The 15,232-nt window shown below is 57.5% G+C and carries 17 protein-coding genes; 7 read left to right on the top strand and 10 right to left on the bottom strand.

From position 1 onward, the window contains the following. Window positions 1-65: 65 nt before the first annotated feature. The 3 genes from LZG00_12875 to puuE are packed head-to-tail and all read right to left on the bottom strand — an operon-like array spanning window position 66 to window position 3,461. Window positions 66-1,502, bottom strand: coding sequence for a purine permease (locus LZG00_12875; protein ID MCF3594892.1), 1,437 nt, complete (start codon window positions 1,500-1,502; stop codon window positions 66-68). A 28-nt stretch (window positions 1,503-1,530) separates the two neighbouring features. Then, window positions 1,531-2,052: an ureidoglycolate lyase gene (locus LZG00_12880; GenBank protein ID MCF3594893.1), complete on the bottom strand. Its 522-nt coding sequence runs from the start codon at window positions 2,050-2,052 to the stop codon at window positions 1,531-1,533. Then, window positions 2,049-3,461 (bottom strand): allantoinase PuuE, encoded by a 1,413-nt coding sequence (gene puuE, locus LZG00_12885; protein MCF3594894.1) that lies wholly within the window; start codon window positions 3,459-3,461, stop codon window positions 2,049-2,051. Before puuE ends, LZG00_12880 begins: the two co-directional genes overlap by 4 nt. A 153-nt stretch (window positions 3,462-3,614) precedes the next feature. Between puuE and uraH the strand changes: the two genes are divergently transcribed. After that, entirely contained in the window at window positions 3,615-3,968 is a 354-nt protein-coding gene (uraH, locus tag LZG00_12890) for a hydroxyisourate hydrolase (GenBank protein MCF3594895.1), read from the top strand. An 8-nt stretch (window positions 3,969-3,976) separates the two neighbouring features. On the opposite strand, the gene LZG00_12895 is transcribed toward uraH, so the two are convergent. Then, window positions 3,977-4,885: a LysR family transcriptional regulator gene (locus LZG00_12895; protein ID MCF3594896.1), complete on the bottom strand. Its 909-nt coding sequence runs from the start codon at window positions 4,883-4,885 to the stop codon at window positions 3,977-3,979. A gap of 102 nt (window positions 4,886-4,987) precedes the next feature. Here LZG00_12895 and LZG00_12900 point away from each other — a divergent pair, with 102 nt between their 5' ends. After that, window positions 4,988-6,220: a urate hydroxylase PuuD gene (locus tag LZG00_12900; protein MCF3594897.1), complete on the top strand. Its 1,233-nt coding sequence runs from the start codon at window positions 4,988-4,990 to the stop codon at window positions 6,218-6,220. Window positions 6,221-6,235: 15 nt separating this feature from the next. On the opposite strand, the gene LZG00_12905 is transcribed toward LZG00_12900, so the two are convergent. From LZG00_12905 to LZG00_12930, 6 genes are all read right to left on the bottom strand, one after another. Continuing rightward, window positions 6,236-7,087, bottom strand: coding sequence for a metal ABC transporter permease (locus LZG00_12905; protein ID MCF3594898.1), 852 nt, complete (start codon window positions 7,085-7,087; stop codon window positions 6,236-6,238). Then, complete coding sequence (locus LZG00_12910) at window positions 7,087-7,971, bottom strand: metal ABC transporter permease (GenBank protein MCF3594899.1); 885 nt, start codon at window positions 7,969-7,971, stop codon at window positions 7,087-7,089. Before LZG00_12910 ends, LZG00_12905 begins: the two co-directional genes overlap by 1 nt. Then, the gene (locus tag LZG00_12915) at window positions 7,968-8,882 is read right to left on the bottom strand and encodes a manganese/iron ABC transporter ATP-binding protein (GenBank protein MCF3594900.1); all 915 of its coding nucleotides are present in this window, start codon (window positions 8,880-8,882) and stop codon (window positions 7,968-7,970) included. The genes LZG00_12910 and LZG00_12915 overlap by 4 nt, the downstream gene beginning before the upstream one ends. Before the next feature lie 20 nt (window positions 8,883-8,902). Continuing rightward, window positions 8,903-9,724, bottom strand: a complete 822-nt coding sequence (locus LZG00_12920) for a metal ABC transporter substrate-binding protein (protein ID MCF3594901.1) — start codon at window positions 9,722-9,724, stop codon at window positions 8,903-8,905. 205 nt (window positions 9,725-9,929) lie between these two features. Then, entirely contained in the window at window positions 9,930-10,502 is a 573-nt protein-coding gene (locus tag LZG00_12925) for a hypothetical protein (GenBank protein MCF3594902.1), read from the bottom strand. A 78-nt stretch (window positions 10,503-10,580) separates the two neighbouring features. Continuing rightward, on the bottom strand, window positions 10,581-11,318 hold the full coding sequence (locus tag LZG00_12930) for a hypothetical protein (protein MCF3594903.1): 738 nt from the start codon (window positions 11,316-11,318) through the stop codon (window positions 10,581-10,583). Window positions 11,319-11,372: 54 nt separating this feature from the next. Between LZG00_12930 and LZG00_12935 the strand changes: the two genes are divergently transcribed. The 5 genes from LZG00_12935 (at window position 11,373) to LZG00_12955 (ending at window position 15,142) form a co-directional block, all read left to right on the top strand. After that, window positions 11,373-12,305 carry an AEC family transporter gene (locus LZG00_12935; GenBank protein ID MCF3594904.1) on the top strand — a complete coding sequence of 311 codons (933 nt, stop codon included), beginning with the start codon at window positions 11,373-11,375 and terminating at the stop codon, window positions 12,303-12,305. A gap of 135 nt (window positions 12,306-12,440) precedes the next feature. Continuing rightward, on the top strand, window positions 12,441-13,136 hold the full coding sequence (locus tag LZG00_12940) for a nitroreductase family protein (GenBank protein MCF3594905.1): 696 nt from the start codon (window positions 12,441-12,443) through the stop codon (window positions 13,134-13,136). Window positions 13,137-13,192: 56 nt separating this feature from the next. Beyond that, the gene (gene fghA / locus LZG00_12945; GenBank protein ID MCF3594906.1) at window positions 13,193-14,023 is read left to right on the top strand and encodes an S-formylglutathione hydrolase; all 831 of its coding nucleotides are present in this window, start codon (window positions 13,193-13,195) and stop codon (window positions 14,021-14,023) included. Next, the gene (locus tag LZG00_12950) at window positions 14,016-14,699 is read left to right on the top strand and encodes a class I SAM-dependent methyltransferase (GenBank protein ID MCF3594907.1); all 684 of its coding nucleotides are present in this window, start codon (window positions 14,016-14,018) and stop codon (window positions 14,697-14,699) included. Before fghA ends, LZG00_12950 begins: the two co-directional genes overlap by 8 nt. After that, on the top strand, window positions 14,696-15,142 hold the full coding sequence (locus LZG00_12955) for a YaiI/YqxD family protein (GenBank protein ID MCF3594908.1): 447 nt from the start codon (window positions 14,696-14,698) through the stop codon (window positions 15,140-15,142). The genes LZG00_12950 and LZG00_12955 overlap by 4 nt, the downstream gene beginning before the upstream one ends. The last annotated feature ends 90 nt before the right edge of the window (window positions 15,143-15,232 follow it).

Genomic DNA, 15,232 nt, shown 5'->3' on the forward strand with positions numbered 1-15,232 from the left:
CTGTGCACTTTCATGGCTAAGCAAATTACCCGGCATCTTAATTCGTGAGATGCCGGGTGTGTAGATCAGATGTGATCGTCTTTGGAGAAAGAGCCACGGCTGTGTCCGGTGAGGCCGCCAGAAACTTCTTCGGTGGCTTCGTCTGCCAATTCTTGTGGCAGGATGAGGTTTAGCACGATGGCAATCAACGCTGCGGGCAGCAGGCCGGAGGTCAGCAGGATACGTGCGGTGTCGGGCATGTGCTGCAATGCGCCGGGTTCAAGCTGAAGGCCAAGACCGATTGACAGTGCGATTGCAAAGATCACCATGTTGCGGCGGTTCCAGTTCACATCCGACAGCATGGAAATACCAGCAGCCACGACCATGCCGAACATGACGATAACGCCGCCGCCCAGAACTTCGATAGGCACGGTGCGGATAACCCCGCCAACCTTGGGTACCAGACCACAGATGATCAGGAAGACAGCACCGCAGGTCACCACATGTCGGCTCATCACACCGGTCATGGCGATGAGGCCGACGTTCTGACTGAACGAGGTGTTGGGGAATGCGCCAAAGCAGCCCGCAATCGCGGTGCCCAAACCATCGGCATAAGTCGCCCCCTGGATTTCCTTGTCGGTGGCTTCGCGGCCTGCACCTCCTTTGGTGATGCCCGATACGTCGCCCACGGTCTCAATCGCGGAAATGAAGGCCATCAAGCAGAAACCGAGTATTGCTGCTGTTGAGAATTCAAAGCCATATTTGAAGGGCTGGGGCAGTGCAAAGGCGGCTGAGCGCTCCCAAGAACCGGTAATCGCCGAGATCGGCAGCATGCCGACTGCAATCGCATAGACATAGCCGACAATCAGACCGACGAGCACAGCTGAAATCGACAACATTCCCTTGGTAAAGAATTTCAGGCCGAGAGTGACGATGATCACCACCAGCGCGGCGGACCAGTTGAGCAGGCTGCCATATTCCGGTGTGCCGATGGCAGGAACCCCACCAGCGGCGTATTGGATGCCCACCTGAACCAGTGCAAGACCGATCATGGTCACAACCAGCCCCGTCACGAGTGGTGGCAAGGCAAAGCGGATTTTACCGATGAAAGTGCCGAGGAAGGCATGAAACAACCCGCCGATGATGACTCCGCCAAAGAGGGCCGCCAGCGCATCGACACCTTTGCCTGCTACCAATGGTATCATGATAGGCAGGAAGGCAAAGCTGGTGCCTTGCACGATGGGCAGCTTTGCCCCGATTGGTCCGAGGGTCAGTGTCTGCAACAGCGTTGCCACACCGGCAAACAACATCGACATCTGGATGAGGTAAAGCAGTTCGGGAAAGTCAGGCGAATTTGAACCGAAGCCGAAACCGGCGGCACCGGCAACGATGATTGCGGGCGTCACATTCGAGACGAACATGGCCAGAACGTGTTGGATTCCCAGCGGGATGCCCTTGGCAAGCCCTGGGAAATAGTCTGGGTCGCGCAGTTGTTCTGCGGTCCCTATAGAGTTGTCAGCCATGGGGTGTCCTCTCTGTTGACTGTCCGTGCTATGTCTCCGCTTCTGTTGGCGAAGTGGTTTTGGTGTCAGATGTTACGACGAATGGCTCATCGAACCAGTGTTCTTCCAGATTCGGACCATCCCCGATGCGGTCAACGACTATAAATTGACCAGAATGCCCGATTGGTGTGAGTACACCGTGCCAGACGCCACGATGCAGGTTTATGGATTGTCCGGGCTGGCTGATGAAGGCTTGCAGATTTACGGGTTTGCCGCCGTTGTCATCTGCAACAATCACCAACATCGGCACGCCCGAAACCGGGATGAATGCCTGGCTTCCGTCTGGATGGCGTTCGACCATGTCGACGGTATGCGGAAAATGACGGGCCTTGGCGTCAAAAAGGCTGATGCCCGCGCGTCCGTCGGTGAAGTTTAGCGATGCTTTGTCATGATGTCTGCCGCAAAGCCCCTGATTGATCAGCTTGTCAGGCGCGCCGTTTACTTCAATGACATCTCCCCAAGGGGCGAAAGTTTCTGCTTTCAACGGGTCTGCGGTGATTTTGGTCGTCATGCGCCGAGTTTCTCTTGAAGTCGCAATTCGGCGATGCGCTCGACCTGTCGACAAGCCTCTGAAAACTCGGCGTCGCGGTCGTTTTCGATGCGGCGTTTGAAGGCATCCATGATCGAAGCCTTGGTGTTGTCGCGCACGGCGATGATGAAGGGAAAGCCGAATTTCGCGGTATAGGTATCGTTAAGTTCGGTGAATGTTGCGCGCTCCTCATCGGTCAGTGCATCGAGACCGACTGCGGCTTGCTCTGCCGTCGATTCCGCGGTCAGACGTTTGGCCTCGGCCAGTTTGCCGGCGAGATCGGGGTGGGCGGTAAGCACGCCAAGACGCTGGTCTTCCGACGCAGAGCGGAAAATACGCGTCAACGCATTGTGCACCCCCGTAGCGGTGTCATGCGCTGGCCCGAGTTCAAGCGCGTGCGCGCCCTCGGCGATCCAGGGACTGTGCTCGAACACCCCGCCGAATTGAGCAACGAACGTGGCCTTGTCCATTTCAGATGGTTTCGTTCGTGTTGTCGGTGGATGTTGTTTGCGCCAATGTTCGGCGATCTGGAAGCGGGTTGCGAACCAGACACCTTCATGCGAGGCGAAGTAATCGAGCGCCCGTTTCAGCGCCGCCGCACGGCCAGGACGCCCGGCAAGGCGACAATGCAGCCCGATCGACAGCATCTTGGGCTGGCCTTCCTGCCCTTCGGCGTAAAGCACATCGAAACTGTCCTTGAGATAGCTCTCGAATTGATCGCCGGTGGTGAATCCTGCCTGAATGGCAAAGCGCATATCGTTGCAATCCATCGTGTAGGGAATGATGAGCTGATCGTGCCCGTCAAATTGCATCCAGTAGGGCAGGTCGTCGGCGTAGCTGTCAGCGACATAGGCAAGTTGGCGGGTTTCGGCGGCCAATCGCACCGTGTTCATGGAGCAGCGGCCTGTGTACCAGCCACGGGGCGGCTCTCCGACAACTTCGGTATGCAGACGGAAAGCCTCGGTAATAGTTGCGCGCTCTTCCTCCTCGCTCATGTCCTTGTGCTCGATCCATTTCAGCCCGTGGCTGGCAATTTCCCAGCCTGCGGCTTTCATGGCAGAAACCTGTTCGGGAGAGCGAGCCAGTGCCGTTGCGACGCCATAAACGGTGATGGGTAGGTCGCGCATCATCCGGTGAAGCCGCCAGAACCCGGCGCGCGCGCCGTAGTCATAGATCGACTCCATGTTCCAGTGGCGCTGACCGGGCCAGGGCTGTGCGCCCGTGATCTCCGACAGGAATGCTTCGGAGGCCGGATCACCGTGCAGGACGTTGTTCTCGCCGCCTTCTTCGTAATTCAACACAATCTGGATGGCGATTTTTGCGTTGTTTGGCCAATTTGCCGCCGGGGGTGTGGCTCCATAGCCGGTCAGGTCGCGCGGATAACGGGTCAAGGATCGGTCCCTTTCGAGGTTTTCTCATTTCTATTTCATAAAAAACGAGATGTTTTTCAAATAATATGCGAAAGAGCCTTTTGTGCGAGGAGCTTTCCTCTTCACTTATCATGCGGCCAATATGGGTAGAAATCGAATGGAAAGGCCTCTGACATGACCGGATATCTGACAACGCATGTGCTCGATACGGCACGCGGCTGCCCAGCCGAAGGTTTGACCATTGAATTGTTTCGGGTCGAAGGCGACCGGCGCACGCATCTCAAGACGCTCAAGACCAATGACGACGGGCGCACCGACGAACAAATCCTGCCTGCGGACAAGTTCGAAACAGGCACGTATGAATTGGTGTTTCATGCGGGTGCCTATCTTGACGCAATTGGTGTGCCGCCGGAATCGCCGCGTTTTCTCGATGTCATCCCGCTGCGCTTTGGTATGTCAGAAGCTTCGCATTATCATGTTCCGCTGCTGCTTTCGCCGTTTGGATATTCGACGTACCGGGGCAGCTGACTGTCGGGTCAGGTTTTACCGACGGTCTTGGCGATTCGGTCAATCATGAATTCCATGAAGAGGCGCGATTTCGGATCTTGCCTGCGTCGGTGGGTGAACAGGCAGGCCATCTGAATAGGCTCAGGGGGTGTTTCAACCGCGACCGGAATCAGCCGCCCGGCTTTCATATGCTCGGCAATCTCAAACACCGGTTTCATGGCAATGCCGTGACCTGCAAGCGCCCAATCGGTCAGAACGTCACCGTCGTCTGATTCATAACGGCCCGATACCTGAAAGCGCTTGGGCCCGTCGGCGGTTGTGAGGCGCCATTGAAACTCTGTCGCTCCGGGAAACCGCAGGCTGAGGCATTCATGCCCTTGCGAAATCAACTCCTCGCCTGATGCGGGGTTGCCATGCGTTTCGACATAGGAGGGAGCGGCGCACAACACGCGTTGAACATCGGCAATCTTGCGAATGCGTAGATTGCTGTCTTCCGGCTGCCCCAGAAAGAAGGCAAGGTCGAGCCCCTCGGTCGTCAGATCGACCTTTCTGTCGGTCAATCTCAGGCGGACGCTCACTTCGGGATAGGCTTTCAAAAACTCGGGCACTTGTGGCGCGATCAGCCGTCGACCAACCCCCAGGGGCGCTGCGACATAGAGCGAGCCCTTGAGGTTTTCGGTGATGTTGACGATCTGCGCTTCTGCGTTTTCCACGGCTTCGAGTATCTCGCACGCGCCGCGATAGAACGACTGCCCCTGTTCTGTGGGTGTCAGGCTACGAGTCGTGCGCTGAAATAGACGAACGTTCAGATGCTCTTCCAATTGGGAAATGCGCGAGGACGTCACGGCGGGAGAAATACGCAGATCCCGCCCGGCGGCCGACATGCTGCCCAACTCGTAGACGCGAACGAAAGTACGGATGTTTCCGAGGTAGGACATGATTATTCTGTTTTTTTTGATGCTGCTTGGCAATAAGACACGGTACCAGAAGAATTGCGGACCGCCTAGTCTGATAAGAAAACGAATCTAGGGAGAAATGCCATGTTTGAACTTGCCATTTTATGGGACTGGTTCGGCTTTGCAGTGCGGTGGCTACACGTCATCACCGGTATTGCCTGGATTGGATCGTCTTTCTATTTCATTGCGCTTGATCTGGGCTTGCGCAAGGGGCCGCATTTGCCTGCGGGCGCCAGTGGCGAAGAATGGCAAGTGCATGGTGGCGGATTTTATCACGTCCAGAAATACATGGTTGCGCCAGAACAGATGCCCGAGCATTTGACCTGGTTCAAATGGGAAAGCTACTCGACCTGGTTGTCGGGGGCCGCTCTGTTGGCAATCGTCTATTGGGTGGGCGGTGAGCTTTTCCTGCTCGATCCGACCAAGGCCGAACTTGCCTTGTGGCAGGGTATTGCGATTTCGGCGGCTTCGATCGGGATCGGCTGGGTGCTTTATGACGGGCTCTGCAAATCGAAACTGGGGGATTACCCGACCGCGATGATGCTGGTTCTTTTCGTAATCATTGTGGTGATGAGCTGGGGCCTCAATCAGGTCTTTACCGGACGCGCAGCGCTGCTGCATCTGGGCGCGTTTACCGCCACGATCATGACGGCAAACGTCTTCCTCATTATCATGCCGAACCAGCGGATTGTCGTTGAAGATCTGAAGAACGGGCGCACGCCCGACCCGAAATACGGCAAAATTGCCAAGCTGCGTTCGACCCACAACAACTACCTGACCCTGCCGGTGGTTTTCCTTATGCTGTCGAACCATTATCCTTTGTCGTTTGGCACAGAGTATGGCTGGATTATCGCTAGCCTTGTCTTTTTGATGGGCGTTTTGATCCGCCATTATTTCAATTCGGTGCATGCCCGGAAGGGTCAGCCGCATTGGACATGGGCTCTGACGGTGTTGATTTTCGTTATCATGGCATGGCTTTCAACGGTGCCGGGCATGGATACCTATGAGGAATCCGAGGCCCGTGCCCTGACCCCTTACGAGCAGAACTTCGCTTCGGCCGATGGGTTTGATGATGCCTTTATGGCCGTGGTCGGCAATTGTTCGATGTGTCATGCGCGCGAGCCAAGCTGGGACGGTCTGAGATCGCCGCCCAAGGGTGTAGTTCTGGAAACCGAGGCTGACGTCGCACGCCATGCACCGCAGGTCTATCTGCATGCCGGGGCGAGCCACGCGATGCCGCCGCCCAACGCGATAGCCATGGATCGCGAGGCGCGCGCCCTGATCGTGGCGTGGTTTCGCAACGCATCGGATAGCTGACTGCTCAGCGGCCTGTCATATTTGTTGAGACTTGCGTTGTTGCGACATGCGACGAGTGACGAACTGACGCCGAACAAGGGCCAATATGAACATCGCAGTGAGGATCAGGATAATCGTGGGGGCGGGTGCGCTATCCAGAAAAAAGCTGGCATAGGTGCCCAGAAGCATTGAGGCCATACACACCAGAACCGACACCCACAGCATGGTTGAAAACTGACGCACCAGCAGGAAAGCGATTGCCCCCGGCGCGATCAGTAGCCCGATGGCAAGGATCAGCCCAGCCGCTGAAAGCGTCGCCACGATGGTGAGCGAGAGCGCGGCCAAAAGGCCATAATGCAGCCAACCGACCCAGAGGCCCGACGCCTTTGCTTGCGCAGGATCAAAGCTGTGCAGCAGCCAGTCTTTCCATTTCAGGGCGAGCATCAGGCCGACCCCCGCAGAAATGATCCCGGCGGTCCAGAGTTCATGGGTTTCCACCCCCAACATGTTGCCAAACAGGATGTGATCGAGGTGTGCGTTGGTCTCGATCGAGACATACAGCACGATGCCGACCCCGAACATGCCGGAGAACACCACCCCCATGACGGTGTCCTGTTTGACCCGGCTGTTAGTTGCAAGATAGCCGGTGGCAATGGCGCATGTCATGCCTGCGGCAAAGGCACCGACGATCAGCGGCAAGCCCAGGATGTAGGCCAGAACGATTCCCGGCAGGACGGCGTGGCTAACCGCGTCGCCCATCAATGCCCATCCCTTTACCACCAGAAAACACGACAACAGGGCGGTCGGCACCGATACGATGATCGAGATAAGGAAGGCGTTCTGCATGAAGCCAAAGCGGAAGGGCATCAGGAGTGTTTCGATATCCATCATGCGCTCTCCTGCATGGGGCGCGCGGGGCCGCGTTTGAGCGCTGCATTCGCCTTGCGCCGTGCCGCCAGAAGCCCGTGTTTCGGGGCAAATACGAAGGCCAGGAGGAAGATCAGTGTTTGCAAGGTGACGATGATGCCGCCAGTCGCCCCGTCGAGGAAAAAGCTGATGTAGGCACCAAAAAAGCTGGTCAGCGATCCGATGGCGACAGAGGTGACGATCAGGCGCGGAAACCGGTCGCAAAGCAAATAGGCGGTGGCGCCAGGCGTGACCACCATCGCGATCACAAGGAATGCGCCGACAGTTTGCATCGCTGCGACGACCGAAGCTGACAGAAGCACAAAGAAGACGGCCTTGAGCAAGCCGGGGCGCAGGCCGATGGTGCGCGCGTGGTTTTCGTCAAAGAAGGTGACCATCAGGTCTTTCCATTTCGCAAGTAACACCGCGAGCGACACAAAGCCAATGATCGCCAATTGCAACGTGTCCTCGGGCGTGATGGCCAGGATGTTGCCCATTGTTATGGTCTGGATCGAAACCGACATCGGATTGACCGAGACGATGAATAGGCCAAGTCCGAAGAATGAGGTGAAAATCAACCCGATGATGACATCGACCTTGAGACCCGAGCGTTCTGAGAGAAACAACATCGCACCTGCCGCCAGCGCGCCCGCGATGAACGCGCCCAGCGCAAATGGCAGTCCAAGGATGTAGGCGCCTGCAACGCCCGGCACGACCGAGTGCGAAAGCGCATCACCGATCAGCGACCAACCCTTGAGCATGAGGTAAGCCGACAGGAACGCACAGACGCCACCAACAAGCGCCGATACCCACATCGCATTTGTCATGTAGCCATAGGCGAAGGGTTCAAGCAGATAGCTGATCATTCCTCGCGCCCCGTTTCGTCGCGTTCTGTGCGCTGGGTCTTGTCGCCGTATTGAACGAAGGGGCGTTCGTCATCGGTTACGATCGTGACTTCGCGTGCGTCTTCGTCATCATGCAACTCGGTGCCGCCGAGCGTAAAATAGCGCAGCACACCGCCAAAGGCATGCTCGAGATTCTCGCGAGTAAAGATTTCTTCCGTTGGTCCGTGGGCCAGAACGGTTCCCTTGACCAGAATGGTGCGATCGCAGAATTCGGGGACCGAACCGAGATTATGAGTGGAAACCAGCATGACCCGGCCCTCGTCACGAAGCTCTCGCAAGAGCGTAACAATTTGATCTTCAGTTTTTACATCAACGCCTGTGAAGGGCTCATCCAGAAGGATCACTTGCCCGTCTTGCGCCAGCGCCCGGGCCAAGAAGACGCGCTTGCGCTGGCCGCCGGACAATTCACCGATCTGTCTGTGGCGGAATTCCTGCATGTTGACGCGCATCAGAGCCTGATCGACGGCCGCGTGATCCGCAGGTTTTGGGCGTCGCAGGAACCCCATATGGCCATAACGTCCCATCATCACAACGTCTTCGACCAAGACGGGAAAGGCCCAATCGACCTCTTCAGACTGCGGAACGTAGGCGACAAGGTTCTGGCTCAGAGCGTCGCGAACGCTGTGGCCGAGGATGCTGATCTCGCCGCGAGCGACGGGAACGAAGCCCATGATTGCCTTGAAAAGGGTCGACTTGCCCGCGCCGTTGACGCCGACCAGAGCAGTCACCGTGCCGCGCGGTATGTCAAAGCTGGCATCCCAGAGCGCGGTATGCCCGTTGCGATAGGTCACGGTGACATCACGCGCGGCTATGCCTTCGGGGTGGCCTGCTGGCTTGGTTTCGCTTGCAGGTGTCGCGTGGTCATCGCGCATGTTGTTATTCCATTCCTCTTTCATTCGTTTCCAAGGGTTAGCCCCTCGGCAATTGTGCTCGTAGTCACTCTGAGCAAGTCGAGATAGGTAGGCACCGGCCCGCCTGCCGCGCTGAGCGAGTCGACATAGAGCACCCCACCGAACCTCGCGCCAGTTTCCCGCGCGACCTGCTTGGCGGGTGCAGTGTTCACCGTGCTCTCGCAGAATACCACGGGAATTTCATGTTGGCGCACACCGTCAATCACGGCGCGCACTTGCTGTGGTGTGCCAATCTGATCGGCATTCATCGGCCAGAGATAGAGTTCCTTCATTGCAAAATCGCGGGCGAGATAGCTGAACGCTCCTTCGCAAGTGACCAGCCAGCGCTTGTCTTCTGGAATTTCCGCTATGGCCAGTCGCAGCGGTTCGATGGTGGCACGTAGCTCATCCTTGTAGCGGGTTGCGTTTTCAGCATAAATCGTCGCGTTATCGGGGTCATGCTCGGCAAGGGCGTTGGCGATATTATCGATATAGATAAGCGCATTATCCAGCCCCATCCAGGCATGCGGGTTGGCTTTGCCTTCGTAACTTCCGGCCGCAATCGAAATTGGGACGATACCGTCTGACAAGGTGGCCGAGGGAACATTGCTCAGGTTGGACAGGAATTGTTCGAACCAGAGTTCCAGGTTCAACCCGTTCCAGAGGATCAGATCGGCATCATAAGCGCGCACGATATCGCGGGGTGTGGGCTCATAGCCGTGAATCTCAGCGCCCGGTTTGGTGATCGACACCACCTCTGCCGCGTCCCCGGCAACATTCGCGGCCATGTCAGCGAGAACGGTAAAGGTTGTCACGACCTTCATCTTATCCTGCGCTTGGGCAGCCGTCACAAAGAGCGCTGCGATAGCGACCGCGAAGGGCGTGGCCTTAATAAGCGTGCGAAACATTCGTTTCTCCATTTCAACAAGTGCGTATGGCTTCTGTAAATGCAAATCATTCGCAAGTGTCAAGGTGTTTGCGAATTATTCGCATTAAGTGGCCTGTCGAGGTGTCGTGCGCGACTCATGCTCATTCACTTGCGCGCCTACGCTTGCGGTCTTGTTTGGCGATCAGAACCTGGCGTTGCGGCAGCCATTTGTAGTCTTTGTCGGCGCGCGTTCCGATCCAGGTCAGCCGCCCGCCCTTGCGCCAGGGGTCAAGAACAATGCCATCGAACATGGAATCGTTTTTCCGGCTGATGATGGTGGTGGAATGTTCGATCCGAAATGGATTTTGTGAATTGGCGATGGCACGATGCAGGTCGAGTGTCTGGAACTTCTCTTGCTTGAGCCGTTTTTCCATGTCTTCGGCCCAATGCCAGCATAAACCGCGCGGGCGCAGACCCATGTTGACCTTGGTGTTATGAATGAGCGGTGGATCAGTGATCTGATATTCGATCGCCAGTTGGCCGGAATGGAGAAACGCGATACGCGCGGCGCGTCCGGCTTCTGCGGCATCTACTTCTGGTCCCAACGCCTGGATCGCGGCGGCAAGCGCGGCTATCTCATCCATGTCGGCATCGGGCGGCGGCGCCGAACATGCCGACAGCGCCATCAGGACCAGAAAGCCCAGCTGTGCCAAAAAGGTATTCTTCCGCCTCATACAGGCCTGTGCAATGATTGACTCATTCTTCGGCCCAAGTGCTAACGCGCGTGTCGGCATATGTCGAGCCGCGCCGGATTACAGATTCATCACCTTGTCATAGAAGTCACGGTTGCGGGCGCGTGCGTCGTCGAGCAATCCGAGGTGTTGTCGGGCACGGGGAAGGGACAATTGCCAGTTCTCGGTGGTGGCCATCTCGGGCGGATCGGCGAAACCATCAAATTTTCCCGAGAACGGCAGGCAGAGAACCCGGCGGCCCAGAAGCATCGCCCAATAGGTACCATGATAGGAATTGGTAACAACGGTTGCGCCGTTGGCGAGATGGGCAATCGCCTCGGCCAGGTCGATATGGTGGTTGGTAATTGCGGGAATGCCGGGTGGCAGAGTTAGCCCATGGGACTTTCGGGCATGCAGGAATGCCACGACCTCGTGCCGGGGTGGCGGGGGCGCGTCAAAGAGCGGTGACATGGCTGACACGCATGGCACGTATTCACACCCCGGCACGTCCACATTGCGCGAAGAGATCAGAGCACAGACGGCGCGGGTAATTTCGAAGGGAAGGGAGTTTGCGGCTGTCCGGTCGATGCCGACACCCCAGATCACCTTGGCCTGCGCCTTGGCTGAATGATAGATAGCTGCATCGACAGATTGGCGAAACACCTGTCCGCCACCAAAGATTGCGCGTCGGCAAGCAGGTAACTCGTGGCCGAAATCCAACGCCGTGGTGCGCCCGAAAGCGAAATAATCCATCGGGCAACACGACTGATCACCGACATTTGCGGTGGTGCGGATATGTTGGAATACGGTGTCGAACATGTCTTCCCATAACGGCCATTGCCTCTGGCGCCCAGCCCCACTACCACTATTTACATGCTGGAGATATTCCTCAAGACCGTGCCGTTTTTTGCTCTTATCGGGCTGGGATATGGCGCCGGGCGAACGAAGTTCTTTTCCGAGGAAGCGACCGCCTATCTAACCAAGTTCGTGTTCTATTTTGCGCTCTCGGCGATGATATTTCGCTTCGCCTCAAATATGTCGCTGTCGGATGTGGCGGAACCGCGGTTCATCCTAGCCTATCTCTGGGGGTCGGGTTGTGTCTATGGGCTGGCGATGGGGGTGGCGTTTTTGCGCGGACGCCCAGCCGAGGAGGCAGCGATCGAGGCGCAATGCGCGGTGATTGCCAACGTCGGTTTCCTGGGGATCCCGATGCTGACACTGTTGCTCGGCCCCGATGCGGTGGGGCCGCTCATGATGGTGCTGGCGATGGACCTGATCGTGTTTGGTTCTCTGATTGTGATCGTCGTGACGGGCGGGCGCGATGGCCGGATGAGTTTTGCGGTGCTGGGCACAGTGGGTATGGGGTTATTGAAAAACCCGATGATCATGTCGATGGCGCTGGGTCTTCTGGTTTCGGCGCTGCATATTCCGATCCCGACGCCGGTGGAAGAGTTCCTTGTCCTTTTGGGCGCCGCAGCAACACCTGGTGCGCTTTTCGCCATCGGTGCATCACTGGCCAGCAAATCGGCTGAGCGGATGGTCGTAGCGGGGTGGCTGAGCTTTGCCAAGCTGGTTCTGCACCCGCTTTTTGTCGCCGTGGCGGCGCTTTATCTTTTCCCTCTTGATCCGTTCCCCGCGGCTGTCATGATCTCATGCGCTGCGTTGCCGGTGGCGGGCAACATCTTCATTCTGGCACAGCATTACGGCGTAGCGCCACATCGGGTCTCGGCGGTAATCCTTGTTTCTACCATGCTGAGCGTTGTGTCGGTCCCCTTGGTCATCGCCTGGGTGACACAGCTCTACTGATCACGCCGAATGCCTCGGGGTAAAGACAAAAGTGACCAGCGTGCGCGGGCAATACACGCGCTAATCCACGATTGCGTTTGAACTATGGGAGAGTGGCGCGGTAGGGTCGCGCGCAAAAGCACAAGTGAGACCAAGATGAGCCAGCAAGACTTGCCAGGATATCAGCCAGTTCCGCTGCCGCGGCGCCCTGAGCGCAGCGATGCAGAGGTCACGGAGGCCGCGAAAACCTTTCGTAAAGACATGGCAGAGCGGCACACGATCCGGGATTTCAGCACACGCAGCGTTTCGCGCGAGGTGATCGAAGAGATCATCCTTACCGCTGGTGGAGCGCCGAGTGGCGCCAACCATCAGCCGTGGCATTTTGTGGCAATTTCCGATCCTGAAGTGAAAGCGAAAATCAGGGTGGCAGCCGAAGAGGAAGAAGCGAAGTTCTATGCGGGTGGTGCAGGAGACGAATGGCTGAGCGCGCTGGAGCCCATGGGAACCGGCGTTTCCAAGCCACATTTGGAAGACGCGCCTTGGCTGATCGTTGTCTTCGCGCAGCGTTATGGGCTGCGCGAAGACGGCACACGGTTCAAGAATTACTATGTGCCTGAAAGCGTTGGGATCGCCAGCGGGTTTCTGATTGCGGCGCTGAATATGGCGGGGCTATATGCGCTGACCCACACGCCCAATCCGATGAAGTTTCTTACCGGGGTGTGTAGGCGACCGGAGCACGAAAAACCGATCATGATCGTTGCGGTAGGCCATGCCGCCGAGGATGCAATGATACCTGGCAAGGCGCTTAAGAAAAAACCGCTGGACGAGGTGGCGACGTTCATCACGGATTGAGCCAGCGAGGGCAGTTCGAGGCGGCTCTTTGCGCCCTGAAAATAAGGAACATGACTATGGAAACTGTATCGGAAAACAGGTGTTTCGGCGGGACGCAAGGCGTCTATACGCACGCATCAGAGGCCTGCGGCGGGCCGATGACCTTCGCGCTTTTCTTGCCGGAAGAGGCGCGCGATGGGCCTGTGCCGGTGCTTTGGTATCTCTCGGGCCTGACCTGCACGCATGAGAACGCCATGGTGAAGGCGGGAGCGCAGGGTTGGGCGGCCGAGCAGGGCATCGCGCTGGTCTTCCCCGACACCTCACCGCGCGGCGAGGGTGTGGCGGATGACGAAGCTTATGATCTGGGGCAGGGCGCGGGCTTTTATGTCAATGCAACTGAAAAACCCTGGGCGCCGCATTTTCAGATGTGGGACTATGTGGCCGAGGAATTGCCCAAGCTGATCGGGCAGGAATTTGCCCTGGATATGGAGCGTCAAGCCATCACCGGGCATTCGATGGGCGGGCATGGCGCGCTGACTTTGGCGATGGGTCTGCCGGGGCGTTTTCGCTCGGTCTCGGCGTTTTCGCCGATCTCGCACCCGACGGCGAGCGATTGGGGCCGCAAACAGCTTGCCGCCTATCTGGGCGATGATGAGGGCCTCTGGGCGCGCCACGATGCCACCCTGATGATGCGTGAAGGAGGCTTTGACGGGCCGATGCTGATCGACACCGGCACGAGCGATCAATTCATCGACCTGTTGATGCCGGAAGCCTTTGCCGCGGCTGTGAACACGCGGCGCCAGCAGGCCACGCTGCGCCTGCAACCGGGGTACGATCATAGCTATTTCTTCGTATCCTCCTTCATGGAAGATCATGTCGGGTTCCACGCGGAGGCGCTTTATGCCTGATCCCCAGTTGCGCAGTCTGGCCGAGATTTTCCTGTCGAACGGGGATCGCCAGATTTACAAATGGCTGCACTATTTCGACATCTACGAGAAGCACTTTGCCCGGTTTCGTGGCACAGCGCCGGTGATGCTGGAAATAGGTGTGCTCAAAGGTGGTTCGCTTCAGATGTGGAAGGAATATTTCGGGCCGGGAACGCAGATTGTCGGGCTCGATATCAATCCGAAATGCAAGAAATTTGAGGAGGAAGGCATCGAGATTGTCATCGGTTCGCAGGATGATGAAGAGGTGTTGGATGATCTTCTGGAACGCTACCAGTTCGACATTGTGCTTGACGACGGTAGCCATCAGATGGATCACCTGAACGCAACTTTCTCGCATCTCTACACCGCGATTTCGCCCCATGGGGTCTATCTTCTGGAAGATCTTCATTGCTGCTATTTTCCACGGTTTGGCGGCGGCCTGGGGCGCGACGGCAGCTTCATGGAAACGGTGAAAACCTGCATAGATCAACTGCACGCCACCTATATTCGCGATGTCGAACCGGATGGTTTTACCCGCAGCACAAGCGGTATTCACATCTATGACAGCATCGTCGCGTTTGAACGCGCGCCACAGGGGGAGCGCCAAAGACTGGCCACCGCCGCGATGGGGCAACTGACGAAAAAGGCGGATGGATGATATATGTCGACGCGGATGCGTGCCCCGTCAAAGCCGAGGTCGAGCGGGTCGCGGTGCGCCATGGGGTGAAGATGTTCCTTGTCTCGAACGGAGGTCTGCGGATGTCGCAGAACCCTTTGGTCGAGGTGGTAATCGTTTCCGCCGGGCCGGATGAGGCCGATATGTGGATTGCCGAACGGTGCGGGCCGCAAGACGTTGTGATCACAGGGGATATTCCGCTGGCGGCAAAATGTGTGGAGGCCGGGGCTCAGGTGCTCAAGCACAATGGTGAGCGTCTGACCCAGGCCAACGTGCGCGAGGCGCTGGCGATGCGTGATCTGATGACCGACCTTCGTGCTGCCGACCCGTTCCGCCAAGGCGGCGGCAAGGGCTTTGGCAAGGCGGATCGCTCGCGCTTTCTTGATGTTCTGGAAACCACGCTGCGGGCGTTGGCGCGGGGCTGAGGTAGACAATTACGGTATCGAGGGTGATGCCAATTATTGCTGCTTTGCCAAGGGTTTGACGCGTCGCGTCTGAACGTGGCAGGCAGTGCG

Source organism: Rhodobacteraceae bacterium LMO-JJ12, from assembly GCA_021555075.1.
Lineage (GTDB): Bacteria > Pseudomonadota > Alphaproteobacteria > Rhodobacterales > Rhodobacteraceae > JAKGBX01.

What these genes read in the sequence shown, in the direction of transcription:
- LZG00_12875 (MCF3594892.1), bottom strand. Translation starts at nt 1,502, where the DNA reads ATGGCTGACAACTCTATAGGGACCGCAGAACAACTGCGCGACCCAGAC.
- LZG00_12880 (MCF3594893.1), bottom strand. Translation starts at nt 2,052, where the DNA reads ATGACGACCAAAATCACCGCAGACCCGTTGAAAGCAGAAACTTTCGCC.
- uraH (MCF3594895.1), top strand. Translation starts at nt 3,615, where the DNA reads ATGACCGGATATCTGACAACGCATGTGCTCGATACGGCACGCGGCTGC.
- LZG00_12895 (MCF3594896.1), bottom strand. Translation starts at nt 4,885, where the DNA reads ATGTCCTACCTCGGAAACATCCGTACTTTCGTTCGCGTCTACGAGTTG.
- LZG00_12900 (MCF3594897.1), top strand. Translation starts at nt 4,988, where the DNA reads ATGTTTGAACTTGCCATTTTATGGGACTGGTTCGGCTTTGCAGTGCGG.
- LZG00_12905 (MCF3594898.1), bottom strand. Translation starts at nt 7,087, where the DNA reads ATGGATATCGAAACACTCCTGATGCCCTTCCGCTTTGGCTTCATGCAG.
- LZG00_12910 (MCF3594899.1), bottom strand. Translation starts at nt 7,971, where the DNA reads ATGATCAGCTATCTGCTTGAACCCTTCGCCTATGGCTACATGACAAAT.
- LZG00_12915 (MCF3594900.1), bottom strand. Translation starts at nt 8,882, where the DNA reads ATGCGCGATGACCACGCGACACCTGCAAGCGAAACCAAGCCAGCAGGC.
- LZG00_12920 (MCF3594901.1), bottom strand. Translation starts at nt 9,724, where the DNA reads ATGAAGGTCGTGACAACCTTTACCGTTCTCGCTGACATGGCCGCGAAT.
- LZG00_12925 (MCF3594902.1), bottom strand. Translation starts at nt 10,502, where the DNA reads ATGAGGCGGAAGAATACCTTTTTGGCACAGCTGGGCTTTCTGGTCCTG.
- LZG00_12930 (MCF3594903.1), bottom strand. Translation starts at nt 11,318, where the DNA reads ATGTTCGACACCGTATTCCAACATATCCGCACCACCGCAAATGTCGGT.
- LZG00_12935 (MCF3594904.1), top strand. Translation starts at nt 11,373, where the DNA reads ATGCTGGAGATATTCCTCAAGACCGTGCCGTTTTTTGCTCTTATCGGG.
- LZG00_12940 (MCF3594905.1), top strand. Translation starts at nt 12,441, where the DNA reads ATGAGCCAGCAAGACTTGCCAGGATATCAGCCAGTTCCGCTGCCGCGG.
- fghA (MCF3594906.1), top strand. Translation starts at nt 13,193, where the DNA reads ATGGAAACTGTATCGGAAAACAGGTGTTTCGGCGGGACGCAAGGCGTC.
- LZG00_12950 (MCF3594907.1), top strand. Translation starts at nt 14,016, where the DNA reads ATGCCTGATCCCCAGTTGCGCAGTCTGGCCGAGATTTTCCTGTCGAAC.
- LZG00_12955 (MCF3594908.1), top strand. Translation starts at nt 14,696, where the DNA reads ATGATATATGTCGACGCGGATGCGTGCCCCGTCAAAGCCGAGGTCGAG.